The 18,922-nt window shown below is 50.3% G+C and carries 14 protein-coding genes and 1 tRNA gene; 12 read left to right on the top strand and 3 right to left on the bottom strand.

Annotated features, from left to right (window positions below; genetic code table 11):
• Nucleotides 1-9 precede the first annotated feature (9 nt).
• Nucleotides 10-369, top strand: coding sequence for a hypothetical protein (locus VK958_RS06755; protein ID WP_325240062.1), 360 nt, complete (start codon nt 10-12; stop codon nt 367-369).
• A gap of 94 nt (nt 370-463) precedes the next feature.
• On the opposite strand, the gene VK958_RS06750 is transcribed toward VK958_RS06755, so the two are convergent.
• The 3 genes from VK958_RS06750 to argS form a co-directional block, all read right to left on the bottom strand.
• Complete coding sequence (locus tag VK958_RS06750) at nt 464-1,102, bottom strand: thiol:disulfide interchange protein DsbA/DsbL (protein WP_325240060.1); 639 nt, start codon at nt 1,100-1,102, stop codon at nt 464-466.
• A gap of 117 nt (nt 1,103-1,219) precedes the next feature.
• A complete protein-coding gene (locus tag VK958_RS06745; protein WP_325240058.1) occupies nt 1,220-1,810 on the bottom strand; it encodes an SPOR domain-containing protein in 591 nt (196 codons plus the stop codon).
• A gap of 96 nt (nt 1,811-1,906) precedes the next feature.
• Entirely contained in the window at nt 1,907-3,565 is a 1,659-nt protein-coding gene (argS, locus tag VK958_RS06740) for an arginine--tRNA ligase (RefSeq protein ID WP_325240056.1), read from the bottom strand.
• 59 nt (nt 3,566-3,624) lie between these two features.
• Here argS and VK958_RS06735 point away from each other — a divergent pair, with 59 nt between their 5' ends.
• The 11 genes from VK958_RS06735 to VK958_RS06685 all read left to right on the top strand — a co-directional run bounded on the left by VK958_RS06735 (nt 3,625) and on the right by VK958_RS06685 (nt 18,913).
• Nucleotides 3,625-5,880, top strand: coding sequence for a primosomal protein N' (locus VK958_RS06735; protein WP_325240055.1), 2,256 nt, complete (start codon nt 3,625-3,627; stop codon nt 5,878-5,880).
• Between the two features lie 156 nt (nt 5,881-6,036).
• Nucleotides 6,037-7,740, top strand: a complete 1,704-nt coding sequence (locus tag VK958_RS06730) for a ShlB/FhaC/HecB family hemolysin secretion/activation protein (protein ID WP_325240054.1) — start codon at nt 6,037-6,039, stop codon at nt 7,738-7,740.
• A gap of 188 nt (nt 7,741-7,928) precedes the next feature.
• On the top strand, nt 7,929-11,927 hold the full coding sequence (locus tag VK958_RS06725; RefSeq protein ID WP_325240053.1) for a two-partner secretion domain-containing protein: 3,999 nt from the start codon (nt 7,929-7,931) through the stop codon (nt 11,925-11,927).
• A gap of 128 nt (nt 11,928-12,055) precedes the next feature.
• Nucleotides 12,056-12,129: transfer RNA gene (locus VK958_RS06720), tRNA-Gly, on the top strand.
• A gap of 11 nt (nt 12,130-12,140) precedes the next feature.
• Nucleotides 12,141-13,001, top strand: coding sequence for a bifunctional hydroxymethylpyrimidine kinase/phosphomethylpyrimidine kinase (gene thiD / locus VK958_RS06715; RefSeq protein ID WP_325240052.1), 861 nt, complete (start codon nt 12,141-12,143; stop codon nt 12,999-13,001).
• Complete coding sequence (thiE, locus tag VK958_RS06710; protein WP_325240050.1) at nt 12,985-13,611, top strand: thiamine phosphate synthase; 627 nt, start codon at nt 12,985-12,987, stop codon at nt 13,609-13,611. Before thiD ends, thiE begins: the two co-directional genes overlap by 17 nt.
• Nucleotides 13,612-13,738: 127 nt before the next feature.
• On the top strand, nt 13,739-15,109 hold the full coding sequence (gene mpl / locus VK958_RS06705) for a UDP-N-acetylmuramate:L-alanyl-gamma-D-glutamyl-meso-diaminopimelate ligase (protein WP_325240049.1): 1,371 nt from the start codon (nt 13,739-13,741) through the stop codon (nt 15,107-15,109).
• Between the two features lie 18 nt (nt 15,110-15,127).
• Nucleotides 15,128-16,072, top strand: coding sequence for an energy transducer TonB (locus VK958_RS06700; RefSeq protein ID WP_325240047.1), 945 nt, complete (start codon nt 15,128-15,130; stop codon nt 16,070-16,072).
• Nucleotides 16,073-16,181: 109 nt separating this feature from the next.
• On the top strand, nt 16,182-16,496 hold the full coding sequence (locus VK958_RS06695; RefSeq protein ID WP_325240045.1) for a (2Fe-2S) ferredoxin domain-containing protein: 315 nt from the start codon (nt 16,182-16,184) through the stop codon (nt 16,494-16,496).
• A 9-nt stretch (nt 16,497-16,505) separates the two neighbouring features.
• Nucleotides 16,506-17,762 carry a biosynthetic peptidoglycan transglycosylase gene (locus VK958_RS06690; RefSeq protein WP_325240042.1) on the top strand — a complete coding sequence of 419 codons (1,257 nt, stop codon included), beginning with the start codon at nt 16,506-16,508 and terminating at the stop codon, nt 17,760-17,762.
• Between the two features lie 44 nt (nt 17,763-17,806).
• On the top strand, nt 17,807-18,913 hold the full coding sequence (locus tag VK958_RS06685) for a pseudouridine synthase (RefSeq protein WP_325240040.1): 1,107 nt from the start codon (nt 17,807-17,809) through the stop codon (nt 18,911-18,913).
• The last annotated feature ends 9 nt before the right edge of the window (nt 18,914-18,922 follow it).

Raw genomic sequence — 18,922 nt, 5'->3', positions numbered from 1 at the left:
TTTGATGTCATGATCCCCATCTACACGCCACAAACTGAGTCTGAAGTCGCGGTTATTTCATCCATGCTGGATGCGTATGAAATTCCGTATTACATACGGGGTGGTGCTTTTAGCAAGCTTTACCCTGGCTTGCAAATAAAAGACTACAACACGCAAACCTTTATGGTGCCAGATGAGTTTCAAGCGTTTGCACAGGAATTATTAAACGATTTTATTAATCCAACACTGCAGGAAGAGGCTGTTAAAACACAATTTTCCATCACCAGAGTTTTAAGGGTATTAATGGAAATCACCTTGATGGGCTGGGTGTTTACAGGTAAACGCTGGAATAAAAATAAGTCAGAAGAGAGTCAAAGCTCTGATGGATAAATGAGTTCCTCTCTCAGCAATAGGAGAGCGTTTTCAAAGACGCAAGCCAACAAAAAGCCCTGCAAATGCAGGGCTTTTTATTTCAAGCTAACGCTTATTTCTTGGCTTTATCTTTGCGGACATTGTTAATAATAAAATCTGCAGTTTGCAGTGCAGCGTCGTTGCCACCGGCCATTGAGCTACCGGTGATATATTTACCGTCGATAATCAGGCTAGGGACACCAGTCGCCCCTGAAGCCTTGAAAACTTGCATGGCTTTATTCAATTGCATATTGGTGGCAAAAGATTTAAAGGCTTTTTCAACCTTGATTTTGTCCAGCCCACCTTGTTTGATGACCCAGTCAATCGTCGCTGCTTCATCCGAAGGATTTAGCGTTTTGCTTTTGTGAATCGCGTCGAACAATTGGCTATGCAGTTTATCTAGTACACCCAGTTCCTGCATGGCATAAAAAGCCTTCGCCATCGGCGCCCAACCCGCATTTGGCAATGCTGGTACACGTTTGAAATACACGTCGGCGGGTAATTTTTTTACCCATGCATCCAGTGGTTGTTCCATATGGTAGCAGTGCGGACAGCCGTACCAGAAAATTTCCATCACTTCGATTTTGCCAGGCTGGTCAGTCGCGATTTGTTGTGTGACCTGGTCAAACTGTACGCCCACTTGTGGATCTGCTGAAACTGCAGTGGAGGTCAGTCCGGCCAACAGCATCAAACTAAACAACATTTTTTTCATAAAATTAGCTTCCTTGTTCGAGGGAAAGTGATGTTTAACGTATCGATAATTTACAAACTGTTGATTTAACGTAGCCAAGTGACAATGCGATGACAGCCCAAGGTTTAAGGGCTGTCATTAATGTGCAGAAGACTCGATATTGACCTTGATCAGATTGGCCTGGAAGCCATTGGTTTCAAGGTCATGGCTGATTTTACTGATTTTGCCTAAATCACGCAGCGGGCCGATACGAACCCGGTGCATAGTACCTTTGTTAGGGATATCCGCTGTTTGCACAAACGCTTCAAAGCCAACTAGAGCCAGGCGGGTTTTCAGGTTGTTGGCATCATCTTCCTTGGCGAATGCGCCGACTTGGATGAAGTAGCTTTCCTGCTTGATGGTCGGGTTCTTTTTGACCTGTTCTTCACTGATCTTGCTCTCGGTATCTGGCAAAATGGTGTAGAAATCAAACTTGTTCGGGTCTTCAATCGCTGCGCTGCCGGGTTTGACTTCTTCTTCAGTCACGGTGTTCTTAATCGGCAATTCTTGCTGGCCTTCGTCTTTTTTAAAGGCGCTGGAGAAAGGACTATGATCGCCCTTGATATAAATGATCAACGCCACTGTGAGGGCGACCCCCAGAAAAAGCCCTACCAGCAGCCCGTTAAAAAACGAGCTGCCACTACTTTTAGATTTGGGCTTTGCTTGTGAGGGTTTGTAATCGCGACTCATGTGTACTATTCAACCATTCAATTCGGTGAGTTATTCCAACTAATCAATTTTCATCTCATTAACAATGCATTGCAAATACGTTTAATGTTTACGAGTTTACATTTTATCCGGTGCACTCACGCCCAACAGGTGCAAACCGTTACGCAGTACCGTGCGGGTAGCGGTGATCAGTGCCAGACGTGCTTGTTTCAGTTGCACATCATCCACCAAAAATTTGGTGTCATTGTAATAACTATGCAGGGCACTGGCTAGTTCTTTGAGGTAATTGGCCACCATATGCGGCGCCGAAGCCTGGCAAGCAGTCGCCACTACTTCGGGATATTGGCTCAAGGCCTGCATCAATGCGGTTTCAGCTGCACTTTCCAAAGGCGAAAGATCTGCGTTTGCCAGACTGGCGCTGTCGCCAGCCCATTGATTAAGCACACTGCAGATCCGCGCGTGCGCATACTGGATGTAATACACCGGATTGTCGTTGGTTTGCGCGCGGGCCAGGTCAATATCAAACACCAGTTGTGAATCTGCACTGCGCGCTGCCAGGAAATAGCGCGTCGCGTCACAGCCGACCTCTTCAATCAGGTCACGCAAAGTGACATAACTGCCGGCCCGTTTCGAGAGTTTTACTTCTTCGCCACCGCGCATGACTGTCACCATCTGGTGCAGCACGTACTCCGGCCAGTCTTGTGGAATGCCGGTGTTAAGCGCCTGCAAGCCAGCGCGTACGCGGGTGATGGTGCTGTGGTGATCGGCACCCTGCTCGTTGATCACGCGCTTGAAACCACGGTTCCATTTTTCACGGTGGTAAGCGACATCGGGCACAAAATAGGTATAACCGCCCTCTTTTTTGCGCATGACGCGGTCTTTGTCGTCACCAAAATCAGTGGTGCGTAACCACAAGGCGTCATCCTGCTCGTAGGTGTGGCCACTGCGTATCAGGGCTTGTACGGCATTTTCGACTTTGCCTTCAGTGTACAAAGCACTTTCCAGAGAAAACACATCAAATTTGATCTGGAAAGCCTGTAAGTCGAGGTCTTGCTCATGGCGCAAATAAGCTACGGCAAATTTGCGGATAGATTCGGTATCATTGACATCGCCGCTGGCAGTGACCGCCATGTCGTCAGCAGTAACTGTCTCTTTGGCCAGATAAGCCTGGGCAATATCTGCAATATATTCACCACGATAACCATCTTCAGGAAAACGCGCATCGTCAGGGGCAATGGCCAGGGCGCGTGAATGTACTGATTTGGTAAGGTTATCAATCTGGGCGCCGGCATCGTTGTAGTAAAACTCACGTGTCACCTCCCAGCCATTCGCATCCAGCAAGCGGCACAGGCAATCGCCGACTGCTGCCCCACGTCCGTGACCTACATGCAACGGGCCGGTCGGGTTGGCTGACACAAACTCGACCTGCACTTTTTCATGCTGGCCCGAAGCATTGCGGCCAAATGCCTCGCCTGCCTGAAAAATGCTTTTAACAACGTTCTGCTTGCTTTGCGCCGACAAGAAGAAATTAATAAACCCAGCCCCCGCAATCTCGACCTTGCTGATCACGCTATTCGCGGGTAAGCCGTCAATGATGGTTTGCGCAATCGCACGGGGATTCTGCTTGAGAGGTTTGGCCAGCTGCATGGCAATATTGCTGGCAAAGTCACCGTGCTCGGCAGACTTTGGCCGCTCAAGAATGATATTCAGGCTGGAGGTGTCTTCCACCAGCGGAGTGACCGCTTGCAGAATCAATTCTGTGATCGTTTGTTTCAAGGTTAAAATGGTGAGGAATAGTCAAACCGCCATTTTAACCTAATAAACCACTTTCACCCATGAGTTCCGCAGCCCTTTCCACTCAGGTCACTTCATCCGCCGGCTTTGTCCGCGTGGTGCTGGACGTGCCATTGGACCGCCAGTTTGATTACCTGAATACAGGTCTGGAAATCCGCGTAGGTAATCGTGTGGTGGTGCCTTTTGCCGGGCGGCAGCTGATCGGCATTGTCATGGCTTTGCCCGAACAAAGCGATGTGCCGGAAAACAAGCTGAAAGCCGTCTTACAAGTATTCGATGACGTACCGTTTGATGCTGTTACCCTGAAATTACTAAAGTTTTGTGCTGACTATTATCACTACCCGTTCGGGCAAACGGTGCTTTCCAGTTTGCCGTTGCGTTTGCGTCAAACCAAGCCTGCGGTTTCCCGCAAAATGTGGATGTTCGCGCTGGCAAAACCGCTGCCAGAAAATCTGATAGGCAAGCGCCAATTGGTACTTGCCAGATTGGTGGCTGTGTTGCAGCAGCACAAGGAATGTAGCGAAAGCATGTTGGCGGAAGTATCTTCGGGGTGGCGCAAAGCAATAGAACCTTTACTTGAAAGCGGTCTGGTGACCAGGCGCGAAGTGGTGGCGATGCGTCCGTCTTTGCCCGCTTCTGACCGTGAACCAGTATTAAACGAAGAGCAGGCACACGCAGTTAATTCGATTTTAAATGACTTGGGCCGCTTTCAGCCGTGGCTGTTATTTGGTGTCACCGGTTCGGGCAAAACAGAAGTGTATATCCGGCTGTTGCAAGCTGTATTGGCTGAACCAAAATCCCAGGCGTTGATTCTGGTACCGGAAATCAACCTCACGCCGCAGCTGGAAGGACGTTTCCGTAGCCGATTGAGTCAATTCCCGTTAGTGACTTTACACAGTCACTTAAGTGAGAGTGAGCGCTTGCAACATTGGCAGGCCGCGCAATCGGGAGAGGCGCGTATTGTGATCGGCACGCGGTTGAGTGTGTTTACACCTATGCCGCATCTCAAGCTGATGATTCTTGATGAGGAGCACGATCACTCATACAAGCAGCAGGATGGCATGCGCTACCATGCCCGTGATGTGGCGCTGGTGCGCGCCAAACAATCCCGTATTCCGGTGGTACTTGGCAGTGCAACTCCTTCGCTCGAAAGCTGGTACAACGCGATAGGTGACGCGAATAAAAAACCATCCTACCGGTTGTTGACGCTGAATAACCGTGCTGCCGCCCAGGCCAGATTGCCACGCATATTTTGTGTGGATACTACGCACTCACCGCCTGAAGCCGGATTAACGCCGCAACTGAAACAGGCGATTACGCAACGCCTGGAGCGCGGTGAACAAAGCTTGCTGTTTATCAACCGTCGCGGCTATGCACCGGTACTTCACTGCTCGGCTTGCCAATGGCTGGCAGATTGCCGTCGCTGTTCAGCCAAAGTAGTGCTGCACCTGCGGCAACGGCTGCTACGCTGTCACCATTGTGGTGATGAGCAGCCGGTTCCCCTGCAATGCCCGAGTTGTGGGAATGCGGATTTACGTCCGGTCGGCCAGGCAACCCAGCGGGTGGAGGAAACTTTGCAACAGCTGTTTCCGCAAGCGCGGGTAGCGCGGGTAGACAGGGATACTATCCAGGGCAAAGACGCGCTGACCGACTTGCTATCGGCTGTGCATGCCGGAGAAATAGATATTCTGATCGGCACACAGATGCTGGCCAAAGGCCATGATTTTGCCAATCTGACGTTAGTCGGGGTGTTGGATACCGACAGTGCGCTTTACAGCCCGGATTATCGGGCCAGTGAGCGCCTGTTTGCACAACTGATGCAAGTGTCAGGCCGTGCGGGACGTGGCGACAAACCCGGCGAAGTGTTGATACAGACCGCTTTCCCGCAGCACCCTTTATTTGCCGCCTTGCAACAGCAGAATTATGCCGAGTTTGCCAATAGTCTGCTGCAGGAACGCATTACCCTGCAATTTCCTCCGTCGACGTATATCGCGGTGATGAAGGCAGAAGCCGCTGACTATGCGCTGGTGGAGCAATTTTTAACCGATTTGACGCTGTCAGCCCGTGAGTTTGTCGCGCAGCAAAGTGGTGTTTTATCTGATAAACCAGTGATATATGATCCGGTGCGGCCTGGGATCGCCAGATTGAATCGCATGGAGCGTGGCTATGTCATGTTGCAATGCACACAACGCAATGCCATTCAGCAACTTTTGCGCGCCGCAGTCGTCTGGGCGAGGCAACACCCATTGCAGGCAAAAATACGCTGGGTGGTGGATGTAGATGCATTGGAATATTGATTTTTGCAGGGTTTTTACAACAATTAAACAGTTCTCAGGCTTAAAGATTGTAAAACATTGTAGTCAATAGGTCGCTGCACATATGTTAATTTTCGTAGTGAGCTATCATAAGACCTTAATTTAGGGTGCAATTAAGGAATGATGTTGAAAAATCACATGACACGATGGAGTGTAGTCAATTTGTTGGCGATAGGTTACACAGTGCAGGCGTTCGCGGGCGGTGTGCAATTACCTGATGTTCAAAACATCCAGCAAAATCTGCCAAGGCCTATCCTGCCTCAACCTGCGCCAGTCATTCAGGTGCCTGAAGAGACGCCGGTGCAAGAAAAGAAACAGAAAAAATCCAGCCTAAAAATAACCGTCAAGGAATTCAAATTCTCCGGCAACAAACAATTCTCCAACGAAGTGCTTGCAGCACAAGTCGAGTATTTAACCGGTCACGAAATTGGCATGAAAGAGCTCAACGAAGCGGTTGGGACAATCCGTAATTATTATCGTCAGCGTGGTTATTTGCTGACGCAAGTGTATTTACCTGCCCAGGATCTGCAGAAAACTACTGAGACAGAAGCAGTGGTTGAGCTTTCTATCCTTGAAGGGACACTGGGCGATGTAAAAGCTGAAACAGGCCAAGGGCTTGATCAGGAATATTTCCAGTCACTTTCCCAATACGGCCTTGAAAAAGGGGAGGTGCTTAACGAGCGCAACCTGGTGCGTAACCTGATGGTGATGAATGGTTTGCCTGGCATACAGGTCACCTCGCAGCTGAACCCGGGTGAAGCGGTCGGTAGTTCAGACGTTGCTGTTTCGGTCGAACCACGTGTCTCATACAGCGGGTTTGTCAGCGCCAATAACTATGGCAACCGCTTCACCAATCGCGAAACCCTGGGTTTTGGCCTGGCCGTGAATAACCTCAGAGGCCGTGGCGACCAGTTAGCGATGATCGGTAAGTTTTCAAACGATGGGGGCCAGCGCTCGCTGAGCAGCCTTTATTTCACTCCGGTGGGTGATGCAGGCACGATCTTGAATGTGGCTTACAGCTATGTGGATTACAAGCTTGGCAAAGATTTTAAAATCTTTGATGCCTCTGGTGATGCGCATTATTTCTATGGTTCTCTGGAGCATCCGCTGTTGCGTGAAACCAAAAAAGGTATCGCATTCAAAGTCGGTAGCAATTACAAAATTCTGGATGATGATGTAGATCTATTCTTGATTAATAATCGACGTGATATTGCCAGTCTTGAGCTTGGCCTGGTCGGTGACTGGATCAATGATAGCGGCAGTGTGGCTTATCAGTGGGGGATTATCCTGACGCAAGGTAACGTCTCTTTCAAAGATGGAACTGCCAAAGCGAATGACAGGGACCAGCTGAATACTCAAGGAAGTTTCATTAAATGGAACTGGACATCAAGCCGTACCCAAGTGTTTGAAAATGGCATTAACTGGATAGTCCGTGCCGATTATCAAGGCACTGACAGTAACCTGGATATTGCTGAAAGATTCGGTATTGGCGCGATTAACCGTTGGAGACAGTTCTCCGAAATTCCGAGCCAGGCTGACCAGGGCTGGATGGTAGGCACTGATCTCCGCAGGACATTTGTTTCAACGGCTGCAGATGTAGTCCCTTATATTCAATCTGTGACACCATTCGCGTTTTACGACGCAGGTCGTGGCAGGCTCAATCACGATCCTGCTGGCGGTGATAATCATGTCCGGTCAAATCACATAGGTGTCGGTACGGATATCCAGTTCCCCGCACAGTGGATATTAACTACCACTTATTCGCAGCAAAAGCGTGATCTTGATGGTGCTGCCAGTGATACTGAATATCAATTGTGGGCACAACTGCGTAAAAACTTTTAGATCGTTGTAAGTTCGCTTAGCAAGTTCATAATACAAATATATAAAATAATTAATCTTAGCCCATTAGTCATACTGGGCTACAGACAAAAAAAACATCCTGAATCAAACTATTGATTATCAGGAATGAGAGAAGTTATGGAAGACCACTGATCCTGGAGGATCAGTGGAATGCCTTTGAGGAGAATTTCATGAAAGCAGCATCCCTAAACCACGTTTATCGTTTGATCTGGAGCAAGGTGCAACAGGCATGGGTCGCCGTTGCCGAAGGCACACGTACTAGTGGCAAGTCTTCGTTGCATGGCCAGGTGAATGGTTCTAAAGAGTCAGGCAACTGCGTCTCTTCAAGAGAAGTATCTTTTACTTCAGATACAAAATGGCGTGTAGCGATTGCAACTGCTTTCGCCGCAACTTTAATGCCTTTCTCATCATTTGCGGATACAAATGTGGTTGCTGGCGTTGTCGCAGGTGACCTCACTATCAAAGACATCAGCGCTACGCATACCCAATATACCCATACGGCCAACGTCAATATTGTTAATTTCTACAAATTCGGTGTGCTAGAAGGTCATCAGCTGGATGTAGTGATGCCAGATGCAGGTCGAGCACTGTACCGTGTGCTTGGAAACAGCGCTTCGGAAATCATGGGTAAATTAAACTCTAACGGCAGCCTGTTTTTGATTAACCAGAATGGGGTGTTGTTTGGTCCAAATGCTGAAGTTAACGTTGGTAATATTGTTGCATCTACATTAAATATCTCTAATGACGATTTCCTCAAGGGTCGCTACCATTTTACCGGGGGAGATACTGCCGGGAACGTGATTAATAAAGGCGCAATCAAAGCCGCTGATGAAGGCTATATCGTCATGCTGGGTAAAAAAGTTGAAAACGCAGGCACCCTGGTTGCGAGTAACGGCAGCGTGGTATTAGCCTCTGCCAAAGAAGCAGTGCTGGATTTTTATGGTAATGGCCTGGTAAGGGCCAACTTGACGGCGCAAGCGGTTGAAGGGATTGTAAAAAATAGCGGATTGATCCAGGCGAATGGTGGCATTGTGCAATTAGCCACGAATGCACGCTCTGCTGCAATCAACGTCACCGGCATCATCGAAGCCAACCAACTGGTTGAACGCGATGGCGTGATTCGCCTTGAAGGTGGCGATAATTCCAAAGTAGAGGTTTCCGGTAAATTGCTTGCCAAAGGTGAAAATACGACTGGCGGCACCATTGAGGTCACCGGTGAGCAGGTAGCATTGATGAATGGCGCTTTGCTTGATGCTTCCGGCGATACCGGCGGTGGCAAAGTACTGGTTGGTGGCGATTATCAGGGCGCGAATGCCGCTGTTTATAATGCCAGAACAACATACATTGCCAGTGGCGCGACTATCAAGGCAGATGCGATCAAACAAGGTGACGGCGGCAAGGTGATTGTATGGGCTAACCATGCCACCCGTTTCTATGGATCCATCTCTGCACAAGGTGGCCTGCTAGGGGGTAATGGCGGTTTTACTGAAGTATCCGGCAAGAATTACCTGGACTTTGCAGGACGTGTGAATCTTGCAGCTGTGAATGGTGACAGAGGTACTTTATTACTGGACCCTGAAAATATCACACTGATCAATGGAGCTGCATCCAACACCTCCGGATTCCAGCCAGGCGTGGATAATCAGGAAGCCTATAACGACAATTTCGGTGTGGACAGTGTTTTTAATGTGGGCGCAGGCGGCAGTTTCACTGGCGTAGGTAACAATGCCAATATTGTGTTGCAGGCAAATAAAGACATCAATGTGAATTCCGAGTTTAACCTGGGAACTGCGACAGGCAATACCGGTGTCAGCTTAACGTTGCTGGCTAAAAACGATATCAACCTGAATGCCAATATCATTGCTGATGGTGCAGGATTTGTGGCGCTCACGGCCGACTCTGATAGCAACAACATCGGTAACCTCAATTTAAAAGCCGATATCGTGACTGATAAAGGCGTGGTATCACTTGCAGGTGCAAATATCACCCAGACTACCGGCAGTGATGTCACAACCAATGGCGGCATGGTCATGATCGGCTCTAACGGTAATGTTGATCTGGGCGACATGAAAATCAATACTTATGATCAAAGTGGTGGTGCTACACAAGAAACTGGCGGCAATGTGCTGCTGCTAGCCGGCAAAGATCTCACCATGTCAGGTGAAATCAATACCGCTAATCCAGCTTCTACCGGTGTGACTTACACTGGTGGCCAGGGCGGAAATGTTGCGGTGATTTCACAAGGCAATATTGATTTACAAGATACTAAAATCAACGTGGCAGGTGAATCAACCACTAGCCAAACCGTGCCAATCAGCGGTTCTAACGTGGCTATTTCTGGCAATATCCTGATTGGTGCCAATAATAATGTGACCATGAATAACGGTAGCCTGAACACCAACGGCATGGGTAAGACCGGTGCGGGCACCGATGTCAACTTAACCGGTAATGTGATCGTGGTTGCCAATGGCGATGCAAATCTGGGTACCACCCAGATTGATACCTCAGGTTCAACAGTTGCAAATGGCGATGGCATCAACGGTGGCGCCGCCCTGTTGACAGGCCAGAACGTGACTGTTGGTAATATCAACACCAACGGGTCTGCGCCAACCAGCGCCAACGGCACTGGCGGTGCTGGCGGCCAGGTCGTCGCCATCGCTAACAACGGCAGCGTTAAAGTTGGTGATATCACTGCTGGCGGAGCCGCTTCAAATGGTTCCGGCAATGCAGGTGACGGCGGCAACGTGAATCTGACTTCTGTAGGTGGAACGGTTACCTTGCAATCCATCGATACCCGTGGTGGCGTGGCTGGCGGGTCAGGTACCTCCGGTAATGGCGGCACTGTTGATATCAACGGCAATGCGCTGATTGCAACCAATGCAGTGATCGATAGCCGAGGCGTCACCGGCGGTAATGTGAATTTTAACGGCACTGTGGATTCCGTAGCGGCAGGCAATCGTGCGCTCACTGTGAATACCAACGGCACAACCAACTTTACGCAATCCGTAGGCGCAACCAAAGAACTGGCAAGTTTGACGACGGATGCTGGTGGCACTACCGAGATCTTTGGTTCCACCATGAAAACCACAGGTAACCAGACCTACAACGACAGGGTTAACCTGCATACCGCTACCACATTTGAAACCACATCTGGCGGCAACGTGGCTTTGAATGATGTGATCAACGCTGCAGGTAATGCCGTGATTGTGAAAACCGGTACTGGCGACTTTACTGCCAACAACGCTGCTAACCAGTTCGCTTCGATCCAGGTGGTGAATGGCCGTAACGTAAGTGTGCGTGATGCCGATGATATCACCGTCGAATCTGCAGACATGACCGGTGACTTGCTGGTGCGTGCAGCCAGGGACTTGACCCTGAATGGCAATATCGTCACCACAAGCGGCACTGCGACTGCCGTTCAGCTGGTAGCCGAGCGTAATTTCAACAATGCCGGTAATGGCTCGATTACAACCGGTGCGGGTGGCAGATGGCTGGTGTATTCAACCAGCCCAACTGCTGACACGCGTGGTGCGGCACTGACGGCAAGCTATGATTTCACGCAGTACAATGCCAGTTTTGGTGACACCATTCTTGGTGCTAACGATGGGTTTATCTACAAAGTCGCACCTACTGTGAACGTGACATTGAATGGCACAAGTACGAAACCGTTCGATGGCAATAATACGGTGACAGACTTGTCCGGCCTCAATGCTAGCCTGTCAGGGTTCTTTAATAATGACCAGGCTGGTGCCGCAACCCCTATCACTGGGGCAACCTTTGATAACCCATCAGTTGGTACCAATAAACCGATTGCCGGAACCTATGACCTGAATGCTCCGGGTGTCATTGTGACTGCAGAGGGTAAACAGGTGTATGGTTATCAGTTTGTTGAAACTTCTAATGCCACAGGCAGTATCACTGATACCGGAGGTGGAACACCGCCAGCACTGGGTTTCGCTTCTCCCCGTGATGATGCCGGTTTGGGTGGTTTGATTCCTAATAATCCGATATTGAACACGATGTTCATCGTTTCCCTGAACCCAGCTGCGGGTGATGAAGAAGATCTGGATGCAGTGGCATGTCCTACCAACGAAGACAGCCTGGGCAGTACGCCTATCCTGAATTCAGGCGTGAAACTGCCAGATGGTGTCAGTTCGAATTGTATTTAATCCAGTCTGCTTAGGTTAGTGATCCCAGAAAAGCCGGACAGTTGTCCGGCTTTTTTCTTATGGACAATGACATTTTGCTTTTGGCTTTTAGCCAACCAAGTAAAATACAAGTAAAATAAGGGCTATTCGCGGCTGTAGTTCAATGGTAGAACGCCAGCTTCCCAAGCTTGATACGCGGGTTCGATTCCCGTCAGCCGCTCCAAAGGAATTTTCATGGCTAACACTCCCCCCACCGTTCTTACATTTGCAGCAACAGACCCCAGCAGTGGTGCCGGCGTACAAGCGGATATCATGGCGCTTGCCAGCATTGGCTGTTACCCACTGTCAGTGATTACCGGTATCACGGTGCAGGACACCGTGGGCGTGGAAAGCGTCATGCCGCTGGATGCGGACTGGATCAATGATCAGGCGCGTACCATTCTCGAAGACGTTTCCGTCAGCGCATTCAAGCTGGGTTTACTTGGTAGCGTAGAAAATGTCGCCATCATCGCCGAGATCGTGGCCGATTATCCTGATGTGCCTTTGATCATAGACCCGATTCTCACCTCAGGGCGCGGCGATGAGCTTTCTAATGAAGAAATGCAGGCGGCGATGTGTGAATTACTGTTCCCGCAAGCAACCTTGATTACACCCAATAGCCTCGAAGCGCGTCGACTCGCTTATTACGACGAAGGCGATGAAGTAAAGCATAGTTCGCTGGAAGAATGCGCGTTGCGCCTGCTTGAAATGGGCACTGAATACGTGATGATCACCGGCACTCATGAACGCTCGATTGATGTGGTCAACAGCCTGTATGGCATGCAGCTAAGCAATATGCCAGGCCTGATCAAGGATTATCACTGGGAACGTTTACCAGGAAGCTATCATGGTTCCGGCTGTACGCTGGCCAGCGCGATTACTGCGTGCCTGGCACATGGGCTGAGCATTGAAGAAGCTGTGCATGAAGCACAGGAATTCACCTGGCAGACCTTGCGCCACTCCTTCCGTCCAGGCATGGGTCAATTTATCCCGGACCGGTTCTTTTGGGCACGCGAAACCGAGGAACAGGAAAAAGCCAGTGAGCTACAGCATTAACGGGCTTTACCTGGTCACACCAGACTGTGACGATACAGAATTACTGTGTAAGCAAGTGAAACAGGCGTTACAAGGCGGCGTAGCAATCGTTCAGTATCGGCACAAAACAGCCAGTGACGCATTACGGTTTGAGCAGGCAAGTGCGCTGTTGAGCATTTGCCGCCAGGCCGATATCCCTTTATTGATCAATGATCACGTAGCTCTTGCCATCAGCCTGGATGCGGATGGCGTGCATATTGGCCAGTATGACGGGGCAATCGCAGAAGCAAGAACGTTGCTCGGTACGGATAAAATCATAGGCGCTTCTTGTTATAACCGCTTTGATTTGGCCGAGCAGGCGCAGGCCGCAGGGGCAGATTACATCGCATTTGGTGCCTGCTACCCTTCTTCCACCAAGCCAGACGCGCCACGCGCTACGATAGACTTATTCTCTCAGGCCAAGCAATCGCTCTCCATACCCGTAGTTGGTATAGGTGGAATCACTTTGAAGAATGCGCCGCCACTGATCGCCGCTGGTGCAGATGCGTTGGCAGTGATTACAGATATTTTCCAGGCCAGCGATATTTCAGCGCGCTGTCGCCAATACCTGCCATTATTTGCGAAAAATTGAGTTTTTTCGCTGCCGCTTTTGCCTCAGTCATGTCCGCTATCTTTTTAAGCTGTAGCTTAATTAAAGCTTGTTTGGAATTAAAGCTTGTTTGGTAAAATGCACTCGTTAAATTGATTCGGTAAATTCTATGCATATTCACATTCTCGGTATTTGCGGTACGTTTATGGGTGGCATCGCTGTGCTGGCAAAAGCGGCCGGGCACCGTGTCACCGGGTGTGATGCCAATGTTTACCCACCCATGAGTACGCAACTGGAAGCACAGGGCATTGAGTTGATCGAAGGTTTTGACCCGAGCCAGACGGCATTCAACCCCGATATGTATGTGATCGGAAATGTCGTTGCACGCGGAAACCCTTTGATGGAAGAAATCCTCAATCAAGGCCTGCCTTATATTTCCGGCCCGCAATGGCTGGCTGAAAACGTTTTACAAGGTAAATGGGTATTAGCAGTTGCCGGCACACATGGCAAAACGACGACTTCTTCGATGCTTGCCTGGGTACTTGAATATGCTGGTCTGGCACCGGGTTTCCTGATCGGCGGCGTGCCGGAGAACTTTGGGGTGTCTGCCCGTTTGCCGCAAACACCCAGGCAAGACCCGAAATCTGTTTCGCCCTTCTTTGTGATTGAGGCCGATGAATACGACACCGCCTTTTTCGACAAGCGTTCCAAATTCGTCCATTATCGCCCACGCACTGCAGTGCTGAATAACTTGGAATTTGATCATGCAGATATTTTTGAAGACCTGCCAGCGATTGAAAAACAGTTTCACCATTTTGTACGTACCGTGCCGCAACAAGGCCTGGTAGTCGCCAATCAGCAGGAGAGCCTGGACCGCGTATTAGCGCGTGGCTGCTGGAGCGGAGTGGAGCGCATAGACAGTGCTAAAGGCTGGCAAGTAGGCAATGTGGATGCACAAGGTCGCTTCGATGTTTTTTTTAACAGCGAGCGCCAGGGCAATGTCAGCTGGGCGTTGATGGGTGAACATAACCGCAGTAACGCGCTGGCTGTGATTGCCGCTGCACGCCACGTCGGTGTCGCACCCTGTATTGCGATTGAAGCATTAAACGAATTTAAAAATGTTAAACGCCGCATGGAAATCAAAGGCGTCGTCAACAATATCACGGTATACGATGATTTTGCCCATCATCCGACTGCGATTGCGACCACTGTCGCAGGCCTGCGTGCCAAGGTAGGCAAAGCCCGAATCCTGGCAGTGCTAGAGCCACGTTCAAACACCATGAAGCTGGGCGTGATGAAAGACGCATTGCCCGACAGTTTACGTGATGCGGATGCCGTATTCTGCTACGCCAATAACCTGGGCTGGGATGCTGCGGCTGCCCTCGCCCCCATGCAAAGCAAAGCACAAACCTTTGATGATTTATCCGAATTGGTGCAAGCGGTCAGCCGCTTGGCGCAACCTGGCGACCAGATACTGGTGATGAGTAATGGCGGCTTTGGTGGCGTACACCAACAATTACTACAGGCATTGCAGGGCTAACCAGGCGGCAGATGCCCTATGCGCTTCCGTGAACGTTCGCCTCTGGTATGGGCCATATGGTTTTCGCTCCTCGCGCATGCGGTGTTATTGACGCTACATTTTCAACCTGAATTAAAGGCACTGAAAGACCAGATTCCTTCACTCAAGGTGATGCTGGTTAACAGCAAAACCCGGCAGGCACCTGAAAAAGCAGATGCTTTGGCGCAAGCCAATCTGGATCGTGGTGGCAATACCGACGAAAAACGGCAGATGAAGAGTCCGTTGCCCAGCGTGCAGAAAATGCCGGCGACCACCCCGCAAGCCACTGAAGCCACCATGCAGCCAGCCATTCCTGCCACGCCACAGGATGCGGAATTACAGCGACATCAACAACGTGTCGCACAACTTGAGCAGGAGGCCCAAGCGCTACTGACGCAGCTTAAAGCAAGCCAGGCCGTGACCAGCGTACAAGCACTGCCGTTGTCACAAACGCAGGCCGCCACCAGAAAGCCCGCGCCACAAGCCCTGAATCAACCGGTGCAAACACAACAGGAAATCATGGCCTTGCAGGAAATGGCAAAACTGGAAGCTTTGATCGCCAAACAGCAGGATGCTTACGAAATGCGTCCCAAACGGCAGTTTATTGGTGCGCGCACCCGCGAGTACCGGTTTGCCAGCTATGTGGATCAATGGCGGCAAAAAATCGAGCAGGTAGGGAATCTTAATTATCCTGAAGCGGCCCGCACGCAAAAGCTGTATGGAAAATTGCAATTGACCGTAGCTATTCGCGCCGATGGTAGTATCGAAAGCATTAAAATCCAGCAGAGCTCTGGAAAACGTTTACTTGATGAATCCGCGCGCCGCATTGTGCAACTCGCCGCGCCCTTCCCGGCTTTTCCTGAAAACATCCGCAAGGACACCGATGTGCTGAGCATTACCCGTACCTGGACATTCAGCAAAGAAGACCAACTTTCAACAGAGTAAAGTGACTAAGGTTTTATAGTAGGTGTTTTTCATACTCTGTTTTTCTGTAATCTTATTCTGTGGTATTTTCAATTGATCTTTTGTATAAGCGGCATCAGAAAGCAACCTTATGAATCAAAGTCACTTTCAATATCATGTGTTTTTTTGCCTTAACCAGCGCGAAAAAGGCGAAGACTGCTGCATGAACCGCGGCGCTGAAGCGGCCTTTGATCACATGAAGAAACAGGTAAAGAAACAAGGCCTGGCAGGCACCGGCAAAGTGCGTATCAACCGTGCTGGATGCCTGGACCGTTGTGGCGAGGGGCCGGTGATGGTCATTTACCCGCAAGCGGTCTGGTATACCTTTGTTGATAACGAAGATATCGATGAGATTATCGAAAGCCATTTGCAACAAGGCAAAATCGTGGAGCGCCTGGTGGTGTAGGCTGTACGCATGCTGTTACTGTGGTTTAAAAGACTGATCGTCACGCTGCTGGTCGTCATTGGCATGACGGTGGTGGCATTGGCTGGCTGGATCTGGCAGCCCTATGACACAGAGGCCTGGCGCGTCAGATTGCCCGTGGCTGGTGGGGTGCAGGTGCGGGTAGTGCCATTGCTAATGCTGGCTACTTCAGCCCCCGGGCGTTGGCTATTAGACAGGCAGGCATTTAATATACACCATGGCGATATCCAATTATCCGACGAAAATGGGTTGCGGGTCCGCTGCCGCCAGTGCTGGATAGAGGCGAAATCGGTGAGTGACCAGCCGATTGTCCTGCCGATGGTCGAACTGTGGCTGCAGATGGACCAGGACCATATTCATGGGAACCTTTCTGTAGGTGAACAGCAGCCGCTGTTTAAAATAGATTTCAGCGGCAAAGTCAGCATGCGCAGTTTAAAACTGACCTGGGAACTGCCGCAAACGCCATTGCAGGCATTGCTCAAACCGTTGCAACCACATTCTCAGGTAATACGCGACGCAATGGTCTCCGGTTCATTATCTGCATCAGGTACTTTGCGCTGGCCCAAGCAGGAGTGGAGTGCACAACCGCAATTGAATGCGATGGCTGTCTCCGGGCTGAATATAAGCGCCGCCACTACGCTACCTATACAATATGATTGCCCGTTACTGGATGAACATAAACATCCCGAAAACATGCAATGGGTGTCTTACGACAAGCTTGGGCGCTGGTTGCCTGTAGCGACCATCATCGCCGAGGATGCCGAATTCAAACATCATCCCGGTTTTGTCATTGCACAAATGCAGCATTTGCTGGGCAAGGAAAGCACTGATAAACAGGTAGGCGGCAGTACCATTACCCAGCAACTGGCGAAATACATGTTCACTAACGGCGAACGTACCTGGAAGCGCAAAGTAGAGGAATTGCTCTATGCCGTGCAACTGGAATCTGCACTGACCAAAACCGATATCCTGGAGCTATACCTGAATACGGTGGATCTAGGTCCAAGTCTTTGCGGTGCGCATGCTGCATCCCGCTATTATTTCGATCTGGCACCGGATAAATTGAATCCGATACAGGCGGCGTGGCTGGCTGGCATTATCAGTAATCCGCACCGCGCCTGGAAAAAACAGTATATCCAACAGCAACCGGATTTAAAGCGCGCAGAAGATATCCTGCATTTTATGCCCCGCAGTGCGCGTAAAGAGCCGGGTAGCCTGAATTTTCGTCCGGTGAAAGCCGCTGGATAACTTACAATAGCACTTTATTTCCCAACCAAGTCGGGACCTGTATTTTGAGCACAATCAAACTGAATAAACCCCCTGCGGATAGTGAAGAAGCGCCAAAGCGCAGCAAACCGGTGCGTCGCGCCTCACCCACCCTGCGTGACCGCACCCAACCACCGCCTAAACCTGTCCCTAAAGTTGTTGAGAAAGCGCCGCCTGCAGACAGACAAAACGCCAGAACAGAAAAGCCAGGGCGCCAGGACCGCAGCAGGCATGAGCACAAGCCAGGCGATAAACCCTATGCGCGTAAAGACGCACGCAATGCACCAGGCAGGGAATCGCGAAATGACTCTCAGCACAATGCTCGTAAAGAATATAGCTCCGATCGCCCTGTACGGCGTGATGATTCGGTACCAAGACGCCCTATCCCCCCAACAGATCCGGATGCCCAACCTCGTTTATCCAAAGTGATGGCAGACCGTGGTCTGTGTTCCCGACGTGAAGCCGATGACTGGATTGTGAATGGCTGGGTCAAGGTCAATGGCGAGATCATCGAGGCCCTGGGTACACGTATAGACGCGGATGCCGAGATTATTATCAGCACCTATGCCAAAGAATACCAGGCCGAAAATGTCACCATCCTGCTGCACAAGCCGGTTGGCTATGTCAGTGGTCAGGCGGAAGATGGTTATGAACCCGCCGTGGTTTTGGTGAAACCCGAAAATCAGTGGTCAGAAGACCCGACCCAGAAAACGTTCCACAGAGGGATTTTTCATGGACTGGCGCCTGCAGGACGCCTGGATATCGACTCCACCGGCTTGCTGGTACTGACTCAAGACGGGCGGATTGCGCGCGTCTTGATTGGTGATGATTCCAGTGTAGAAAAAGAATATCTGGTGCGGGTAGAGGGTGAGTTGAGTGCCAGCGGCATGGCAAAGCTCAACCATGGTTTAAGCCTGGATGGTGTGCAGCTCAAACCGGCCAAAGTCTCCTGGCAGAATGAAGATCAGTTGCGGTTTGTCTTGCGCGAAGGGCGCAAGCGGCAGATTCGCAGGATGTGTGAGCTGGTGGGCTTGAAAGTGGTTGGGTTGAAGCGGATCCGGATTGGCAGGATAAGTTTGGGGAAATTACCGGCGGGGCAGTGGCGATATTTGGGAGAGCATGAGAAGTTTTGATGGCAATAG

It is taken from the genome of Methylophilus sp., from assembly GCF_035460085.1.
In the GTDB taxonomy this organism is placed as follows: domain Bacteria; phylum Pseudomonadota; class Gammaproteobacteria; order Burkholderiales; family Methylophilaceae; genus Methylophilus.
This window is presented reverse-complemented; position numbering and strand designations above follow the sequence as displayed.

What these genes read in the sequence shown, in the direction of transcription:
- VK958_RS06755 (WP_325240062.1), top strand. Translation starts at nt 10, where the DNA reads ATGATCCCCATCTACACGCCACAAACTGAGTCTGAAGTCGCGGTTATT.
- VK958_RS06750 (WP_325240060.1), bottom strand. Translation starts at nt 1,102, where the DNA reads ATGAAAAAAATGTTGTTTAGTTTGATGCTGTTGGCCGGACTGACCTCC.
- VK958_RS06745 (WP_325240058.1), bottom strand. Translation starts at nt 1,810, where the DNA reads ATGAGTCGCGATTACAAACCCTCACAAGCAAAGCCCAAATCTAAAAGT.
- VK958_RS06735 (WP_325240055.1), top strand. Translation starts at nt 3,625, where the DNA reads ATGAGTTCCGCAGCCCTTTCCACTCAGGTCACTTCATCCGCCGGCTTT.
- VK958_RS06730 (WP_325240054.1), top strand. Translation starts at nt 6,037, where the DNA reads ATGACACGATGGAGTGTAGTCAATTTGTTGGCGATAGGTTACACAGTG.
- VK958_RS06725 (WP_325240053.1), top strand. Translation starts at nt 7,929, where the DNA reads ATGAAAGCAGCATCCCTAAACCACGTTTATCGTTTGATCTGGAGCAAG.
- thiD (WP_325240052.1), top strand. Translation starts at nt 12,141, where the DNA reads ATGGCTAACACTCCCCCCACCGTTCTTACATTTGCAGCAACAGACCCC.
- mpl (WP_325240049.1), top strand. Translation starts at nt 13,739, where the DNA reads ATGCATATTCACATTCTCGGTATTTGCGGTACGTTTATGGGTGGCATC.
- VK958_RS06700 (WP_325240047.1), top strand. Translation starts at nt 15,128, where the DNA reads ATGCGCTTCCGTGAACGTTCGCCTCTGGTATGGGCCATATGGTTTTCG.
- VK958_RS06695 (WP_325240045.1), top strand. Translation starts at nt 16,182, where the DNA reads ATGAATCAAAGTCACTTTCAATATCATGTGTTTTTTTGCCTTAACCAG.
- VK958_RS06690 (WP_325240042.1), top strand. Translation starts at nt 16,506, where the DNA reads ATGCTGTTACTGTGGTTTAAAAGACTGATCGTCACGCTGCTGGTCGTC.